Annotated in this window: 23 protein-coding genes; 6 read left to right on the forward strand and 17 right to left on the reverse strand. The window is 43.0% G+C overall.

What is annotated here, in order from left to right:
• Positions 1-4: 4 nt before the first annotated feature.
• Positions 5-1,981 carry a heme lyase CcmF/NrfE family subunit gene (locus SJ2017_RS20090; RefSeq protein WP_080917152.1) on the reverse strand — a complete coding sequence of 659 codons (1,977 nt, stop codon included), beginning with the start codon at positions 1,979-1,981 and terminating at the stop codon, positions 5-7.
• Positions 1,982-2,410: 429 nt separating this feature from the next.
• On the opposite strand from SJ2017_RS20090, the gene ccmI reads away from it, so the two are divergent.
• Positions 2,411-3,670, forward strand: coding sequence for a c-type cytochrome biogenesis protein CcmI (ccmI, locus tag SJ2017_RS20095; protein ID WP_080917540.1), 1,260 nt, complete (start codon positions 2,411-2,413; stop codon positions 3,668-3,670).
• 81 nt (positions 3,671-3,751) lie between these two features.
• Here ccmI and SJ2017_RS20100 read toward each other — a convergent pair whose 3' ends face one another.
• Positions 3,752-4,045, reverse strand: a complete 294-nt coding sequence (locus SJ2017_RS20100) for a c-type cytochrome (protein ID WP_055026522.1) — start codon at positions 4,043-4,045, stop codon at positions 3,752-3,754.
• Positions 4,046-4,367: 322 nt separating this feature from the next.
• Between SJ2017_RS20100 and ccmA the strand changes: the two genes are divergently transcribed.
• The 5 genes from ccmA to ccmE are packed head-to-tail and all read left to right on the forward strand — an operon-like array spanning position 4,368 to position 7,156.
• Positions 4,368-5,018: a cytochrome c biogenesis heme-transporting ATPase CcmA gene (ccmA, locus tag SJ2017_RS20105; protein WP_055026521.1), complete on the forward strand. Its 651-nt coding sequence runs from the start codon at positions 4,368-4,370 to the stop codon at positions 5,016-5,018.
• Between the two features lie 9 nt (positions 5,019-5,027).
• On the forward strand, positions 5,028-5,714 hold the full coding sequence (ccmB, locus tag SJ2017_RS20110; RefSeq protein ID WP_055026520.1) for a heme exporter protein CcmB: 687 nt from the start codon (positions 5,028-5,030) through the stop codon (positions 5,712-5,714).
• A 1-nt stretch (position 5,715) separates the two neighbouring features.
• Positions 5,716-6,462 (forward strand): heme ABC transporter permease, encoded by a 747-nt coding sequence (locus SJ2017_RS20115; protein WP_055026519.1) that lies wholly within the window; start codon positions 5,716-5,718, stop codon positions 6,460-6,462.
• Positions 6,462-6,659, forward strand: a complete 198-nt coding sequence (ccmD, locus tag SJ2017_RS20120; protein WP_055026527.1) for a heme exporter protein CcmD — start codon at positions 6,462-6,464, stop codon at positions 6,657-6,659. Before SJ2017_RS20115 ends, ccmD begins: the two co-directional genes overlap by 1 nt.
• Complete coding sequence (gene ccmE, locus SJ2017_RS20125; protein WP_055026518.1) at positions 6,659-7,156, forward strand: cytochrome c maturation protein CcmE; 498 nt, start codon at positions 6,659-6,661, stop codon at positions 7,154-7,156. The genes ccmD and ccmE overlap by 1 nt, the downstream gene beginning before the upstream one ends.
• A 127-nt stretch (positions 7,157-7,283) precedes the next feature.
• Here ccmE and SJ2017_RS21560 read toward each other — a convergent pair whose 3' ends face one another.
• From SJ2017_RS21560 to rpsN, 15 genes are all read right to left on the reverse strand, one after another.
• Entirely contained in the window at positions 7,284-7,784 is a 501-nt protein-coding gene (locus tag SJ2017_RS21560) for a hypothetical protein (RefSeq protein WP_156003394.1), read from the reverse strand.
• A gap of 101 nt (positions 7,785-7,885) precedes the next feature.
• Positions 7,886-8,281, reverse strand: a complete 396-nt coding sequence (gene rplQ / locus SJ2017_RS20140; RefSeq protein WP_055026486.1) for a 50S ribosomal protein L17 — start codon at positions 8,279-8,281, stop codon at positions 7,886-7,888.
• A 42-nt stretch (positions 8,282-8,323) separates the two neighbouring features.
• Positions 8,324-9,313, reverse strand: coding sequence for a DNA-directed RNA polymerase subunit alpha (locus tag SJ2017_RS20145; protein ID WP_055026487.1), 990 nt, complete (start codon positions 9,311-9,313; stop codon positions 8,324-8,326).
• 24 nt (positions 9,314-9,337) lie between these two features.
• Complete coding sequence (gene rpsD / locus SJ2017_RS20150; RefSeq protein WP_055026488.1) at positions 9,338-9,958, reverse strand: 30S ribosomal protein S4; 621 nt, start codon at positions 9,956-9,958, stop codon at positions 9,338-9,340.
• A 32-nt stretch (positions 9,959-9,990) separates the two neighbouring features.
• Entirely contained in the window at positions 9,991-10,383 is a 393-nt protein-coding gene (gene rpsK, locus SJ2017_RS20155) for a 30S ribosomal protein S11 (protein ID WP_011635661.1), read from the reverse strand.
• A 17-nt stretch (positions 10,384-10,400) separates the two neighbouring features.
• Entirely contained in the window at positions 10,401-10,757 is a 357-nt protein-coding gene (rpsM, locus tag SJ2017_RS20160) for a 30S ribosomal protein S13 (protein ID WP_055026489.1), read from the reverse strand.
• Between the two features lie 119 nt (positions 10,758-10,876).
• The gene (gene rpmJ / locus SJ2017_RS20165) at positions 10,877-10,990 is read right to left on the reverse strand and encodes a 50S ribosomal protein L36 (RefSeq protein WP_006083579.1); all 114 of its coding nucleotides are present in this window, start codon (positions 10,988-10,990) and stop codon (positions 10,877-10,879) included.
• A 21-nt stretch (positions 10,991-11,011) separates the two neighbouring features.
• Complete coding sequence (gene secY / locus SJ2017_RS20170) at positions 11,012-12,352, reverse strand: preprotein translocase subunit SecY (protein ID WP_055026490.1); 1,341 nt, start codon at positions 12,350-12,352, stop codon at positions 11,012-11,014.
• A gap of 7 nt (positions 12,353-12,359) precedes the next feature.
• Entirely contained in the window at positions 12,360-12,794 is a 435-nt protein-coding gene (gene rplO / locus SJ2017_RS20175; RefSeq protein ID WP_055026491.1) for a 50S ribosomal protein L15, read from the reverse strand.
• 2 nt (positions 12,795-12,796) lie between these two features.
• Complete coding sequence (gene rpmD / locus SJ2017_RS20180; RefSeq protein ID WP_055026492.1) at positions 12,797-12,979, reverse strand: 50S ribosomal protein L30; 183 nt, start codon at positions 12,977-12,979, stop codon at positions 12,797-12,799.
• Between the two features lie 6 nt (positions 12,980-12,985).
• A complete protein-coding gene (gene rpsE, locus SJ2017_RS20185; protein ID WP_055026493.1) occupies positions 12,986-13,489 on the reverse strand; it encodes a 30S ribosomal protein S5 in 504 nt (167 codons plus the stop codon).
• Between the two features lie 12 nt (positions 13,490-13,501).
• Complete coding sequence (gene rplR / locus SJ2017_RS20190; RefSeq protein WP_055026494.1) at positions 13,502-13,852, reverse strand: 50S ribosomal protein L18; 351 nt, start codon at positions 13,850-13,852, stop codon at positions 13,502-13,504.
• Between the two features lie 10 nt (positions 13,853-13,862).
• Positions 13,863-14,396: a 50S ribosomal protein L6 gene (rplF, locus tag SJ2017_RS20195; RefSeq protein ID WP_055026495.1), complete on the reverse strand. Its 534-nt coding sequence runs from the start codon at positions 14,394-14,396 to the stop codon at positions 13,863-13,865.
• A gap of 10 nt (positions 14,397-14,406) precedes the next feature.
• On the reverse strand, positions 14,407-14,799 hold the full coding sequence (gene rpsH, locus SJ2017_RS20200) for a 30S ribosomal protein S8 (RefSeq protein ID WP_055026496.1): 393 nt from the start codon (positions 14,797-14,799) through the stop codon (positions 14,407-14,409).
• A gap of 24 nt (positions 14,800-14,823) precedes the next feature.
• Positions 14,824-15,129, reverse strand: a complete 306-nt coding sequence (gene rpsN / locus SJ2017_RS20205; protein WP_080917154.1) for a 30S ribosomal protein S14 — start codon at positions 15,127-15,129, stop codon at positions 14,824-14,826.
• Positions 15,130-15,139: the final 10 nt, after the last annotated feature.

Raw genomic sequence — 15,139 nt, forward strand, 5'->3', positions numbered from 1 at the left:
TATATTAAGCAGTCGCTAATTTTGCTTGTTCTGCATCATCTTTAGCAGTTTTGGTTTCTTTTACACGGTAGCGTTTATCTGACGCTGCGAGGAAACCACCTACCATCATAAAGATTGAACCAAACCAAATCCAACGCACAAATGGTTTATAGTTAAGACGTACAGCAAATTGAGTCATACTTAAAGGGTCGCCCATCGTGACATATAAATCACGGAATAAGCCCCAATCAATACCCGCTTCAGTCATATCCATTGTACGTACATTATATTGACGGCGATCTGGTCGCAATAATGTGACAAACTTGTCATCTTGATAAACTTCTATCTGACCTTGTTGCGCAGTGTAGTTTGGACCAACCACATTTTTAGTTTCAATGTAGTTAAAGGTGTAACCGGCTAACTCTTCACTGATACCAGGGCCCATACGAACACTTTTCTCAATTGAGTAGTTAGATACCATAGTGGCACCCACAATTGAAACAGCAATACCTAAATGAGCAATGATCATACCCATTTCGCTACGGCCCATCTTGTTAATGGTAAATTTGCCGTTTTTATCAGTCAGTAAGTTATAAGCAGCTCTGAAGGTTGCCAATGCTACCCATGTCGCAGCACCAATACCAAATACAACCCAAAGGTTTAATTCGTTACCTGCGATAAACGGTGTTGCAAGGCCTACCACTGCAGCAACGATTGCTGGGATAAGTAACTGACGCTTAATTTCACCCGCTTTAGATTTCTTCCAGCGGATGATCGGGCCAATACCCATAAAGCCAAATAGCACTAGTACGATTGGTACGAATACTGAGTTGAAGTATGGAGGTCCTACAGAAATCTTACCCATACCTAATGCATCAATTAGCAGTGGGTATAGTGTTCCAAGTAACACGGTACCAGCAGCAACTGTCAGTAGCACGTTACACACTAATAAGAAGGTTTCTTTAGACTTTAATTCAAATCGAGCTGGGCTACTCATTTCGCTTGCTCGCAATGCGAATAAGGTTAAGGAGCCGCCAATCGCCAATCCGAGTAATAGTAAGATAAACATACCACGGCTAGGATCTGCTGCGAATGAATGTACTGAGGTCAATACACCAGAACGAACGATAAAGGTACCAAGTAAGCTTAACGAGAAAGCAAAGATAGAAAGTAATACCGTCCAGTTACGGAAGGCACCACGTTTTTCAGTCACGATAAGTGAATGAACAAGTGCGGTACCAATCAACCAAGGCATAAACGATGCATTTTCAACTGGATCCCAGAACCACCATCCGCCCCAGCCTAGTTCGTAATATGCCCACCAAGAACCAAGAGAGATACCGCCTGTTAAGAATACCCAAGCTGCTAATGTCCAAGGACGTGACCAACGAGCCCATGCAGAATCTAAACGTCCACTCATTAAGGCAGCAATAGCAAAAGCAAAGCTAACAGCAAAACCAACATAACCCAGATAAAGCATTGGAGGATGGAAAATAAGACCCACATCTTGCAACATTGGGTTTAAATCGCGACCTTCCATTGGAATTGGGAAAATACGTTCGAATGGACTAGATGTTAGAATCATAAATAATGTGAAACCAACAATCACCATTGCAAGTACTGAAAGCACCCGAGCGATGAATACTTCTTCCATGCCTTTACTAAAGGTAGCAACTGCAGCAGCCCAAACCGTTAGTGAAAATACCCAGAAAAGTAATGAACCTTCATGGCCACCCCAAACTGCTGCTATTTTAAAGAAAATAGGAAGTTGTGAGTTGGAGTGATGTGCAACGTATGCCACAGAGAAATCATCAACAGCAAAACTATAGCCTAAGCTGATGACCGAAAGAGTGATAAAAAAGAACATACCGTAACAAATAGGCCAAGCATATCTTACGAGATACTGGTCCTTACGGGCTGCACCAAATAACGGCACGGTCATTAAAAGAATGGCGAAAGCCAAACCGATAATGAGCGAGAAGTGTCCAAGTTCTGGGATCATGGGTATTCCTCAATTTTAAAAAAGTTGCCTTAACCATATAAAAGGTTAAACCAACGCATATCTAACATAATGCTTTAAAACAGTGATATTAACATTAGCTAATACGAATTTTGTGTATATTTTAGTAGTTGCTGTTGTTTATGTCTGCCACTTTCATGCAAAACTGGGTGACTTGTCTCATTCTCAAAAAAATGGAGAGTAAAAACACCTAGTTATCAACTGTTCAGCATATGACAGAAAAAGTTCACTTTAGTTTCGTAAGTTTTTTTATTGCTTAATAATCTGTGAACCAGTGCCCAACTATGACGATTCTGGCTCGGTTATATCGTATATTACTGTTCAATGAATCATCTTTACGTATAATCTAGCTCAAGTAAGGCGGCAAATCCGCCCTGTTTTTTCAGCAACCTAAAAGTGAATATTGAAACAATGACCACATTTTGGATATTTATTACTCTTGTCGTAGTAATCAGTTTAATGCTGATTTGGGTACCACATTTTCGTCAGCAAAAAATGTTATCTGCTGAAGAATCAGGCGTGCGTAAGCAAACAAACTTAGAGCTATTTAATGAACGTGCAAGCGTTCTGGAAAAAGAACTCGAAGAAGGCTTACTTGATCAAGCAGAGTTCGATGCACTAAAAAAAGAACTCGAAATTGGCCTTCTACAAGATATGAAGCAAGAAGGCGATGATTCGCTTGATACGAAAATAAAAGCGAAAGGGATCTTATGGCCATCAGTGATGACTATTTGTCTTTTAGCTATTTCTGGATATTTCTATCAACAGCTTGGTGCATATAAAGAGATAGCTAATCCACCACAAGCAGAAGCAAGCCCGCACCAAGGTATGACGAACGAGCAAATCATGGCTCAACGCGTACAGATGATGGAGCAACAAGTTCAAGCAGATCCTGAAAATAGCCAAGCTTGGTTCAGTTTAGGTCATGCATATATTTCAGCTAATCAGTTTGATCATGCTATTGCATCATTTGATAAAGTAATGGAATTAGTTGGTACAGCTGCAGAGTTGCTTGGCCCTAAAGCAACAGCAATGTACTACAAAAATGGCCAACAAATGAATCCTCAGATTCAAGCGCTAGTAGATGAATCATTGGCGTTAGATCCACAGGATCCATCAACATTACTGCTTGTCGGTATGGATTCATTCTTTACAGCTGACTACCAAGCGGCGATTACAGCTTGGCAAACTATCTTAGATAGTGGGCGTAGCGATATTGACCGCACTGCAGTAATGAATGCAATTGAATCAGCTAAAATGAGAATTTCTGCTGAAACAGGCGTTATGCCAAATGACAGTAACCATAACCCAATGTCACAAGGGACTTCAGCTAAGACTGTCGATGTTGAGATTGTTATTTCACCAGAGCTAGCTGATAAAGTCAGTTCAACTGACATGGTGTTTATCTTTGCTCGTTCAACTCAAGGTCCTAAAGTACCACTTGCAGCAACCAAAATTAGCGCAAACAGCCTACCTACTACGGTCACATTAGATGATACAACGTCTATGGGTGGTGATGTTAAGTTAAGCAATGCAGAAAATGTCGAAATCATTGCAGTCTTGTCTAAACACGGTAGCGTTAAAGCTCAAACTGGTGACTTAAAAGGTGTTGTAGCTTCTGTAGAAGTCGGTAAAGAAGCGACTCTAACTTTAGATACTGTTGTACAGTAAATTAGTAATCTACTGAATGCGTACTAATTTGTACGCATAAAAAAACCGGCTATAGGCCGGTTTTTTTGAGTCTGCTAAATATTACTTAGACATAAACTCAATTGCTTTTTGGTAATCTTCATCTGTACAGTCAGTACACATGCCACCTGGTGGCATAGCGCCTTTACCCGTTTTAACAGTACCTACTAATGCATCCATACCAGTAGCTAAACGAGGCTCCCAAGCAGCGGCATCGTGTGCTTTTGGTGCACCAGCAACTCCCATGCTGTGACATACTTGACACGCTTTGTTATAAACAGCTTCGCCATCTTGAGCGAAAACGTTCGAAGACAAAGTCAATGCAGCAACTGCAGTCATTGCTAATAATTTTTTCATGTTCATCGTTCCTAAATGCAAATAAATTCAAAGCTCAATGCCACCTTTCAAGCAGGCAGACTTATTAAATCGTCATCAGATTACTACAAACTTCAATAAAACTCACCTTTTTGTGATAAGAATCTCACCTTCTCATTCAAAATAAGACAATAAACCGATATACAGTAATATATTAGAGAATCATGAAAAAGTTCACATAAGATGTATTTTATTGGAACCACTTCAAATACCTAGCACATAGATGACTTGAATGCTAAACCCTTAATTGTGTTTATGTTAATATTCATTGTGTATTCATCCTCAACTCATTAACGAGGGCTAAGTGACAGACAGCAATCAACAGAAATCGTTAGTCAGGGCAAACGAATTAACTTGTATTCGTGAAGACCGCATTCTCTTTGATCAATTAAGTTTTGAAATTAATGCTGGTGACATTGTCCAAATCGAAGGTCCAAATGGTGCAGGTAAAACCAGTTTACTTCGTATAATTGCCGGATTGTCCCGACCTTACGCTGGCGAAATACAATACATTGATACCGACATTAACCAATGCCGTGACGAATTTAATGAAGACTTACTTTACCTTGGTCATTTAGCAGGTGTTAAAAGTGAGTTAACAGCAGATGAAAACCTTAACTTCAATTTAAGGTTAAGCGGGTATGATGACTTTGATAGTTATGATTTACTCGCAAAAGTTAATCTAGGCGGCTTCGAAGAGGCACTCGCTGGACATTTATCAGCAGGCCAACACAGAAGGACTGCACTAGCACGCCTTTGGCACACTAATTGTCGTATTTGGATTTTAGATGAACCATTTACAGCAATTGATAAAAAAGGTGTGGAAGAGTTGGAACAATTGTTTATCGAACATACTCAAAGAGGTGGCTGCGTAATCATGACCACTCACCAAGACATGAGTCTGATAACCGATGATGTCCTTCGCAAGATCAAATTAGACTATCGTTTCGTATAAGGTACAACAATGAAAAGAGGCATCAGTTACACTCAAGCATTCCTGACATTGTTGCAACGGGATTTAAAAATTGCGGTCAGGCATCGTGGCGATATTTTCAATCCGCTATTATTTTTCGTTTTAGTTGTCACCTTATTCCCATTAGGGATAGGCCCAGAACCTCAGGTTCTTTCTAGAGTTGCACCTGGCATTATCTGGGTTGCAGCGCTACTGGCTTCGATGTTATCACTAGAACGATTATTTAAAGCAGATTTTAATGACGGTAGTTTAGAGCAAATGCTGTTAAGTCCACAGCCTTTGCCTATATTAGTATTATCAAAAGTATTGGCTCACTGGATTTTAACTGGTGTACCATTGATTTTGGTAGCACCACTATTAGCAGTATTGTTGCATTTAGAAAGCAATAGCTATACTGCACTGATACTCACCTTAACAGTGGGAACCCCAGTGCTTTCGCTTCTAGGAGCTATCGGTGTTGCATTAACCGTAGGTTTGAGAAAAGGCGGTGTATTACTTAGCTTGCTAATTTTACCGCTTTATATACCCGTTTTAATCTTTGCAACTAGTGCTATAGATGCAGCAGGATTAAATTTACCTTATACCGGACAACTTGCCATTATTGGTGCAATGTTGGTCGGATCATTAATTATGGCACCATTTGCTATTGGTGCATCATTACGAGTGAGTACAAACTGATATGTGGAAATGGCTTCATTCTTACGCTGATCCAGAGCGTGCATATAAATTAGCAGGAACACTATTACCTTGGTTTGCTTTTTCAGCCATATTGCTGATCAGTGTTGGTACTATTTGGGGCATGTTGTTTGCGCCAATGGATTACCAACAAGGTGAAAGTTTCCGAATTATCTATATCCATGTACCAGCGGCTTCAATGTCAATGGCTGCATACATGGCTATGGCATCAGCTTCATTCGTTGGCATTGTATGGCAAATTAAGACTGCTGACTGGGTTGCTGCTTCAATTGCACCAATTGGTGCAGTCATTACCTTCATCGCATTATTAACGGGTGCATCATGGGGTAAACCTATGTGGGGCACTTGGTGGGTATGGGATGCGCGCTTAACTTCAGAATTAGTTCTACTATTCTTATATCTAGGTGTCATTTCACTATATGCATCTTTTGAAGATAAAGTACTAGCAGCTCGCGCAGCTGGTATTCTAGCAATTGTCGGCGTCATTAATATTCCAATTATTAAGTACTCGGTTGATTGGTGGAGTAGCTTGCATCAGCCTGCAACGATTAAAATTACTGAAAAATCTGCAATGCCGATGGAAATGCTTGCACCACTGCTAATCAATATCTTTGGTTTCGGTCTAATGATTGGTGCAATAACATTAGTGCGCTACAAAGCTGAAATTTTAGCTAGAAATGGTATGCGCCCTTGGGTAAGAGAATTAGCTAAAGCGGAGGCATCGAAATGATACAATTCGAATCTTTCTCAGAATTTTTAAACATGGGCGGCTATGCTTTTTATGTATGGCTGTCATACGGTGTTACGTTCGGCAGTTTAGGAATCTTATTATTCTTAAGCCTTCGCCAAAAAAAGAAAGTCTTACTGGAAATCGCTAAAAAGATGGAAAGAGAAGACCGCCTAAAAGAAACTAGGAGTAGTAGATAGTGAACTCAAGACGTAAAAAAAGACTCACACTTGCCGTTGCATTGATTGCTGGTGTTGCTGGTATTGCTTCATTGCTATTATATGCACTTAACTCAAACTTGAACTTATTCTTTACTCCATATGAAATCGTCAATGGTAAGAAGGATACAGGTGAGAAACCGGAAATCGGCCAACGCATTCGAGTTGGTGGCATGGTAACAGAAGGAACCATGGTTCGTGACCCAAATAGCTTACATGTAGAGTTTGAAATTCATGATGCTTTTGGTGGTGCAATTACTGTCACTTTTGATGACCTATTGCCTGACTTATTCCGTGAAGGACAAGGTATCGTTGCACAAGGTGTGTTGATTAGCGAAGACACTATTGAAGCTACAGAAGTGCTCGCTAAGCATGATGAAAACTATATGCCGCCTGAAGTCGCTGAAGCAATGGGTAAGACCCATGAAAAGCTAGACTATTCAGAACAGAAGCAAACCGAAGGTTATAAATACCAATAATCTCGTTTGAATAATAAAATGCCAATCTCATGATTGGCATTTTTTTTGGCTTAAATTTGGTACTCGATCGGTTTACTTGCACATATAGGTTCATAACTCAGAGGACTGATTATTAGAACTATCCAAGCTATAAGCCAGTGAGCCAGTGAGCCAGTGAGCCAGTGAGCCAGTGAGCCAGTGAGCCAGTGAGCCAGTGAGCCAGTGAGCCAGTGAGCCAGTGAGCCAGTGAGCCAGTGAGCCAGTGAGCCAGTGAGCCAGTGGGGAGGGGCCAGTGAGCCAGTGAGCCAGTGAGCCAGTGAGCCAGTGAGCCAGTGAGCCAGTGAGCCAGTGAGCCAGTGAGCCAGTGAGCCAGTGAGCCAGTGAGCCAGTGAGCCAGTGAGCCAGTGAGCCAGTGAGCCAGTGAGCCAGTGAGCCAGTGAGCCAGTGAGCCAGTGAGCCAGTGAGCCAGTGAGCCAGTGAGCCAGTGAGCCAGTGAGCCAGTGAGCCAGTGAGCCAGTGAGCCAGTGAGCCCAGTGAGCCAGTGAGCCAGTGAGCCAGTGAGCCAGGCCAGTGAGCCAGTGAGCCAGTGAGCCAGTGAGCCAGTGAGCCAGTGAGCCAGTGAGCAAAGCAGCTTGATTAATGTATGCAAGGAATTAATGTGTGAAATTGAAAAAATATGAAATGAAAGTTTGAATTTTAGATATAAAAAAACCGAGCCTAAGCTCGGTTTTTTAAGTGAGTAATTAATAATTACTCAGCAGCTTCAACTTCAACAGCTTCAGCAGCTTCAGGACGACCTACTAATTCGATGAAAGCCATTGGAGCTTTATCACCGGTACGTAGACCGCACTTTAGAATACGAGTGTAACCACCAGGACGTTCCTGGAAGCGTGGACCCAATTCTGTGAATAACTTACCTACAACTTCAGCGTCGCGGGTACGAGCAAAAGCTAAACGGCGATTTGCAACGCTGTCTACTTTAGCTAGTGTTATCAGAGGCTCAACTACGCGGCGCAGTTCTTTCGCTTTAGCTACAGTCGTCTTGATGATCTCATGACGGACTAATGAGCTAGCCATGTTACGAAACATAGCTTGGCGATGACTGCTGTTGCGGTTTAGTTGACGACCACTCTTACGATGGCGCATGACCTAATCCTTATAATCTTTAATCTTGTACTAACCTGGGACTTATAGGTCGTCTGCTAAACTAGCTGGAGGCCAGTTTTCTAGACGCATACCTAAAGATAGTCCGCGAGACGCTAATACATCCTTAATTTCAGTAAGAGATTTCTTACCTAAATTAGGAGTCTTGAGCAACTCAACTTCAGTGCGCTGTACGAGATCTCCGATGTAATGAATCGCTTCAGCCTTCAAACAGTTGGCTGAACGTACAGTTAGCTCTAAATCGTCGACAGGACGCAACAGAATCGGATCAAATTCCGGTTTCTCTTCGACAACGGCTGTTTCGGTAACATCACGTAATTCAACAAACGCATCTAACTGTTCAGCTAGAATTGTTGCAGAACGACGAATGGCTTCCTCAGGATCGATAGTACCATTAGTGGTCATATCAATAACGAGTTTATCCAAATCAGTACGTTGTTCAACACGTGCTGCTTCAACATTGTAAGCAATGCGAGCAACAGGTGAGAATGAAGCATCAACCAACAAACGACCGATTGGGCGATCATCGTCTTCAGTTTGTGCACGAGCCGAAGCTGGTACATAACCACGACCACGCTCAACGCGGATACGCATGCTGATATCATTGTTACCAGTCAAATGACAGATAACATGATCAGGATTCATGATGGTTACATCGCCATCATGAGTGATATCTGCTGCAGTAACAGGGCCTGTGCCTGACTTACTTAACGTAAGTAAAGCTTCATCTTTACCCTCGATGTTTACTGCTAGACCTTTAAGGTTAAGCAATATCTCTAGGATATCTTCTTGAACGCCTTCCTTACTGCTGTATTCATGCAATACACCGTCGATTTCGACTTCTGTAACTGCACAGCCAGGCATAGACGACAATAAGATTCGACGCAACGCGTTGCCTAATGTGTGACCAAAACCACGTTCTAGTGGCTCTAGCGTAACCTTGGCACGAGTTGGGTTAACCTGCTCTATGTCAACGAGACGCGGTTTAAGAAATTCTGTAACAGAACCCTGCATTGTGTCCTCTCTTGTTTGTTAGCCTTACTTAGAGTAAAGCTCGACGATCAGCTGTTCGTTAATATCCGCAGACAAGTCGCTACGTTCTGGTAGACGCTTGAAAGCACCTTCCATTTTAGCGCTGTCGACTTCTACCCATGTAGGCTTTTCGCGTTGACCAGCCACTTCTAAAGACGCTTTGATACGTGCTTGAGTGCGTGACTTTTCACGGATGCTTACAACATCATTCGCAGACACTTTGAATGACGGAATGTTAACAACACGACCGTTAACCACGATTGATTTGTGGCTTACTAATTGACGTGATTCTGCACGAGTCGCACCAAAACCCATACGATAAACAACGTTATCTAAACGAGTTTCTAAAAGACCAAGTAGGTTTTCACCTGTGTTGCCTTTTAGACGTGCGGCTTCTTTGTAGTAGTTACGGAATTGCTTTTCTAGCACACCGTACATACGACGAACTTTTTGTTTCTCGCGTAGCTGTAAACCGTACTCTGATAAACGTGGCTTACGAGCGCCATGTTGACCAGGTGCAGCTTCAAGCTTACACTTCGAATCGATTGCTCTCACACCGCTTTTTAGGAAAAGGTCTGTACCTTCTCTGCGGCTGAGCTTGAGCTTAGGACCCAAGTATCTTGCCATGATCTTTCTCCAACTATCCTATATACGCAGTGTTATACACGACGCTTTTTAGGTGGGCGACAGCCATTATGAGGGATAGGTGTCACATCGGTAATGTTGGTAATTTTGTAACCAACAGCATTCAGCGCACGGATGGCTGATTCACGACCTGGACCTGGACCCTTTACGAAAACTTCAAGGTTTTTAACACCGTAGTCTTGAGCAGCAATACCTGCACGCTCAGCAGCAACCTGCGCAGCGAATGGTGTAGATTTACGTGAACCACGGAAACCTGAACCACCTGAGGTAGCCCATGACAACGCATTACCTTGACGATCTGTAATGGTGACAATTGTGTTGTTGAAAGATGCATGGATATGAGCCATACCATCTGCAACCTGTTTACGTACGCGCTTACGCGGAGAACGTGACGGAACTTTAGCCATTTTGGTTTACCTTCCCGTTACTTTCTAATTGGTTTACGTGGACCTTTACGCGTACGCGCATTGGTCTTAGTACGTTGCCCACGAAGAGGCAGGCTACGACGATGGCGGAGACCACGATAACAACCAAGATCCATAAGACGCTTGATGTTCATTGAAATCTCACGACGTAAGTCACCCTCTACTGAGTATTTGGCAACTTCTTCGCGTAGAATATCTATTTGAGCTTCGCTCAATTCCTTGATCTTAGCATCTTCAGCGATTGAAGTAGCTGCGCAGATTGCTCTAGCGCGTGTACGTCCAATACCAAAGATAGCAGTCAATGCGATGACTGTATGCTTTTGATCAGGAATGTTAATGCCAGCGATACGGGCCACTATGCACTCCTTAAATGTTAAAGGCCAACTGCGAAAAGCCCGAAAGGATACTCGACAGTCGACAAATTTGCAAACATTATTTGCTCAGCTCAATATTGAGCTGAGCAAATATCTTTTTTTTAGCCTTGACGCTGTTTGTGTTTTGGTTCAACACAAATCACACGTACAACGCCACTACGCTTGACGATCTTGCAATTACGGCAGATCTTCTTCACGGAAGCTCGAACTTTCATTTCATCACTCCGTTAAAGCAACTAGCGTCCAAAGCGATCTAAATTCGCTTTGTTTACTAAGTTAGCTTTCTTCATCACAGACTCATATTGATGTGACATCATATGGGTCTGAACCTGAGCCATGAAGTCCATGATTACGACTACAATAATTAGTAGTGAAGTACCGCCAAAATAGAACTGTACTTTCCACGCAATTAACATGAACTCCGGAATTAAGCAGATAAAGGTAATGTAAATAGCGCCTGCTAATGTCAAGCGGGTCATTACTTTATCAATGTAACGCGAAGTCTGTTCTCCAGGACGAATCCCAGGAATGAACGCACCACTCTTCTTCAAGTTATCAGCTGTCTCACGCGGGTTAAACACCAACGCAGTATAGAAGAAACAGAAGAAAACGATAGCTGTTGCATACAATAATGAATACAGCGGTTGTCCTGGTGACACAGCTAAAGCGAAATCGCTTAACCATGACATAGACTCATTTTGTCCAAACCACTGAGCCAGTGTGCCTGGGAACAAAATTATGCTGGATGCAAAAATTGGTGGAATCACACCCGCCATATTAACTTTAAGTGGTAAATGTGTACTTTGCGCAGCAAACACCTTACGGCCTTGTTGACGCTTTGCGTAGTTAACGACGATACGACGTTGACCACGTTCTACAAATACTACCAAATAAGTTACAGCAAATACGATTACCGCTAATAACAACAGTACCAGTACATTCAAATCACCTTGACGAGCTTGTTCAGCCGTTTGGCCGATAGCAGAAGGTAATCCAGCAACAATACCTGCGAAAATTAATATCGAGATACCATTACCAATACCACGCTCGGTAATTTGTTCACCTAGCCACATTAGGAACATCGTTCCTGTTACTAAGCTGACAACTGCTACAAAGTAAAAACCAAATCCTACATTGGCAACTAGGCCAGGTACTAGGCTTGGTAAACCTGTCGCGATACCGATTGATTGGAGTGTACCCAACACAAGCGTTCCGTATCTTGTGTATTGACTAATTTTCTTTCTTCCTGACTCGCCTTCTTTTTTCAATTCAGCAAGGGCAGGATGAACTACAGTCAATAACTGCATGATAATCGATGCCGAAATATACGGCATGATACCAAGAGCAAAGATAGAAGCACGCTCTAAAGCACCACCCGAGAACATGTTAAACATGCCTAGGATGGTATCTTTTTGTTGAGCAAACAACTCTGCTAACACAGCTGCGTCAATACCAGGAATTGGCACAAACGAACCGGCTCTAAAGACGATAATCGCACCAATCACGAACAGGAGACGAGTTTTCAATTCTGATAAACCGCCTTTCGCGCTTTTTAAATCAAGTCCTGGTTTTGCCATCGACGTATTATTCCTCGATCTTACCGCCGGCAGCTTCAATAGCTGCACGAGCACCTTTGGTTACCTTCAGACCTTTTACGGTCACTGGGCGTTCAATGGTACCTGAAAGAACGATTTTCGCAAACTGTATGTTGCGAGTAATTACGTTCGCATCTTTCAGAGCGTTCAGGTCGATAACATCACCGTTAACTTTTGCTAGTTCGAGTAAACGAACTTCAGCTGAAACCAAAGCTTTGCGCGAGGTAAAACCGAATTTAGGTAAACGGATTTTAAGTGGCATTTGACCACCTTCAAAACCGATACGCACACCGCCGCCAGAACGAGACTTTTGTCCCTTGTGACCACGACCTGCAGTTTTACCTAAACCAGAACCAATACCACGACCTACACGCTTAGGAGCAGATTTAGAACCTGCTGCTGGAGATAGAGTATTTAAACGCATTATTAATCCTCCACCTTAACCATGTAGTAAACTTTATTAACCATACCGCGAACCGAAGGAGTATCTTCAAGTTCAACAGTGTGGCCAATACGTCTTAGGCCTAGACCTAATAAACAGGCACGGTGCTTTGGCAAACGACCAATGGCACTCTTTGTCTGTGTTACTTTAAACGTTTTAGTAGCCATGGTGCATTAACCTCGAATTTCATCAACATTCAGGCCACGCTTAGCTGCAATTTGTGATGGTGACTTCATGTGCACCAACGCATCTACAGTTGCGCGAACGATGTTGATCGGGTTAGTAGAACCGTATGCTTTAGACAGTACGTTATGAACGCCTGCAACTTCCAATACGGCACGCATTGCGCCACCGGCGATAATACCGGTACCTTCCGATGCTGGTTGCATGTAAACACGCGAACCAGTGTGGCGACCTTTAACTGGGTGATGCAAAGTACCACCATTCAGTTCTACAGTTACCATGTTACGGCGGGCTTTTTCCATTGCTTTTTGAATAGCAGCTGGAACTTCGCGCGCTTTACCATAGCCATAGCCAATCTTACCATTACCATCACCTACCACTGTTAGTGCGGTGAAGCTAAAGATACGACCACCTTTAACTACTTTAGAAACACGATTAACTGCAATTAATTTCTCTTGCAAATCGTCTTTCTGCTGAGCTTCTAATTTAGCCATTTTTATAACCCCTTAGAATTTCAGGCCAGCTTCACGAGCTGCGTCAGCTAGTGCTGCTACGCGTCCGTGATACTTGAAACCAGAACGGTCGAATGCAACTGTTGTTACACCTTTTTCGATCGCACGCTCAGCAACAGTTTTACCTACTGCTTTAGCCGCGTCTACGTTACCGGTACTCTTTAGTAGTTCTTTAACCGCTTTCTCAACGGTTGAAGCAACTGCCACCACCTGAGCTTCAGGATTAATAACCTGAGCATAAATGTGACGCGGTGTACGATGTACAACCAGACGGTTCACGCCCAGCTCTTGGATCTTCTTACGAGCGCGAGTAGCGCGGCGTAAGCGAGATGTTTTCTTATCCATATCGCGTTACCTACTTCTTCTTAGCCTCTTTACGGCGTACTTGTTCGTCTGCATAGCGAACACCTTTACCTTTATAAGGCTCAGGTGGACGGTATCCACGAATCTCAGCAGCGACCTGACCAACTAACTGCTTATCAACACCCGAAAGTACGATATCAGTTTGGCTAGGACACTCTGCAGTAACACCTGCGGGCAGTTTGTGAACCAATGGATGTGAGAAACCTAAAGTAAGGTCAAGGTCTTTACCAGCAACTTTTGCACGGTAACCAACACCAATTAACTTTAATTTCTTAACAAATCCTTCAGAAACACCAACAACCATGTTATTTACTAGTGCACGAGCTGTACCAGCTTGAGCCCAAGCGTTAGCAACGCCTTCAACTGGACCAAACGTTAATACGCCGTTTTCTAGAACAACACTTACCGCATTGTTGATTACTCGAGTCAAACTACCTTTAGCACCTTTTACGGTAATAGTTTGTTCGTTTAAGGTCACCTCTACGCCGGCAGGAATAGACACTGGTGCTTTTGCTACACGTGACATACCTAGCTCCTTACGCTACGTAGCAGATAACCTCACCACCCATGCCATTTAGGCGGGCAGCACGATCGGTCATCAAGCCTTTAGAAGTGGACACAATTGCGACACCCAGACCGCCCATCACCTTAGGAAGTTCGTTTTTACCTTTGTAAATACGAAGACCTGGGCGAGATACGCGCTGGATAGTCTCAACGACTGGTTTGCCTTGGAAATACTTTAAAGTGATTTCTAATTCAGGCTTGGCTTCTTCTGCTACGGCGTAGTCAGTAATATAACCTTCGTCTTTAAGTAATTTCGCAATTGCTACTTTTAACTTAGCTGAAGGCATCGTTACCGATACTTTGTTAGCAGCTTGGCCGTTACGAATACGTGTTAACATATCCGCAATAGGATCTTGCATGCTCATATTAGCTTACTCCGTGACAAGTGCTTACCAGCTGGCCTTACGCAGACCAGGAGCTTCACCACGCATAGTTGCTTCACGTAGTTTAATACGGCTAAGACCGAATTTACGTAGAACACCATGTGGGCGACCAGTTTGATTACAACGGTTACGCTGACGCGACGCGCTAGAATCACGAGGTAGAGCTTGTAACTTAAGTACAGCATCCCAACGATCTTCTTCAGAAGTATCAGGAGCGCTGATTAAAGCCTTAAGTGCTAAACGCTTTTCAGCATATTTAGCTACGAGCTGTGCACGCTTTGCTTCACGTGCTTTCATAGATGATTTTGCCATTATGCTACCC

Source organism: Shewanella japonica (assembly GCF_002075795.1).
GTDB lineage: Bacteria > Pseudomonadota > Gammaproteobacteria > Enterobacterales > Shewanellaceae > Shewanella > Shewanella japonica.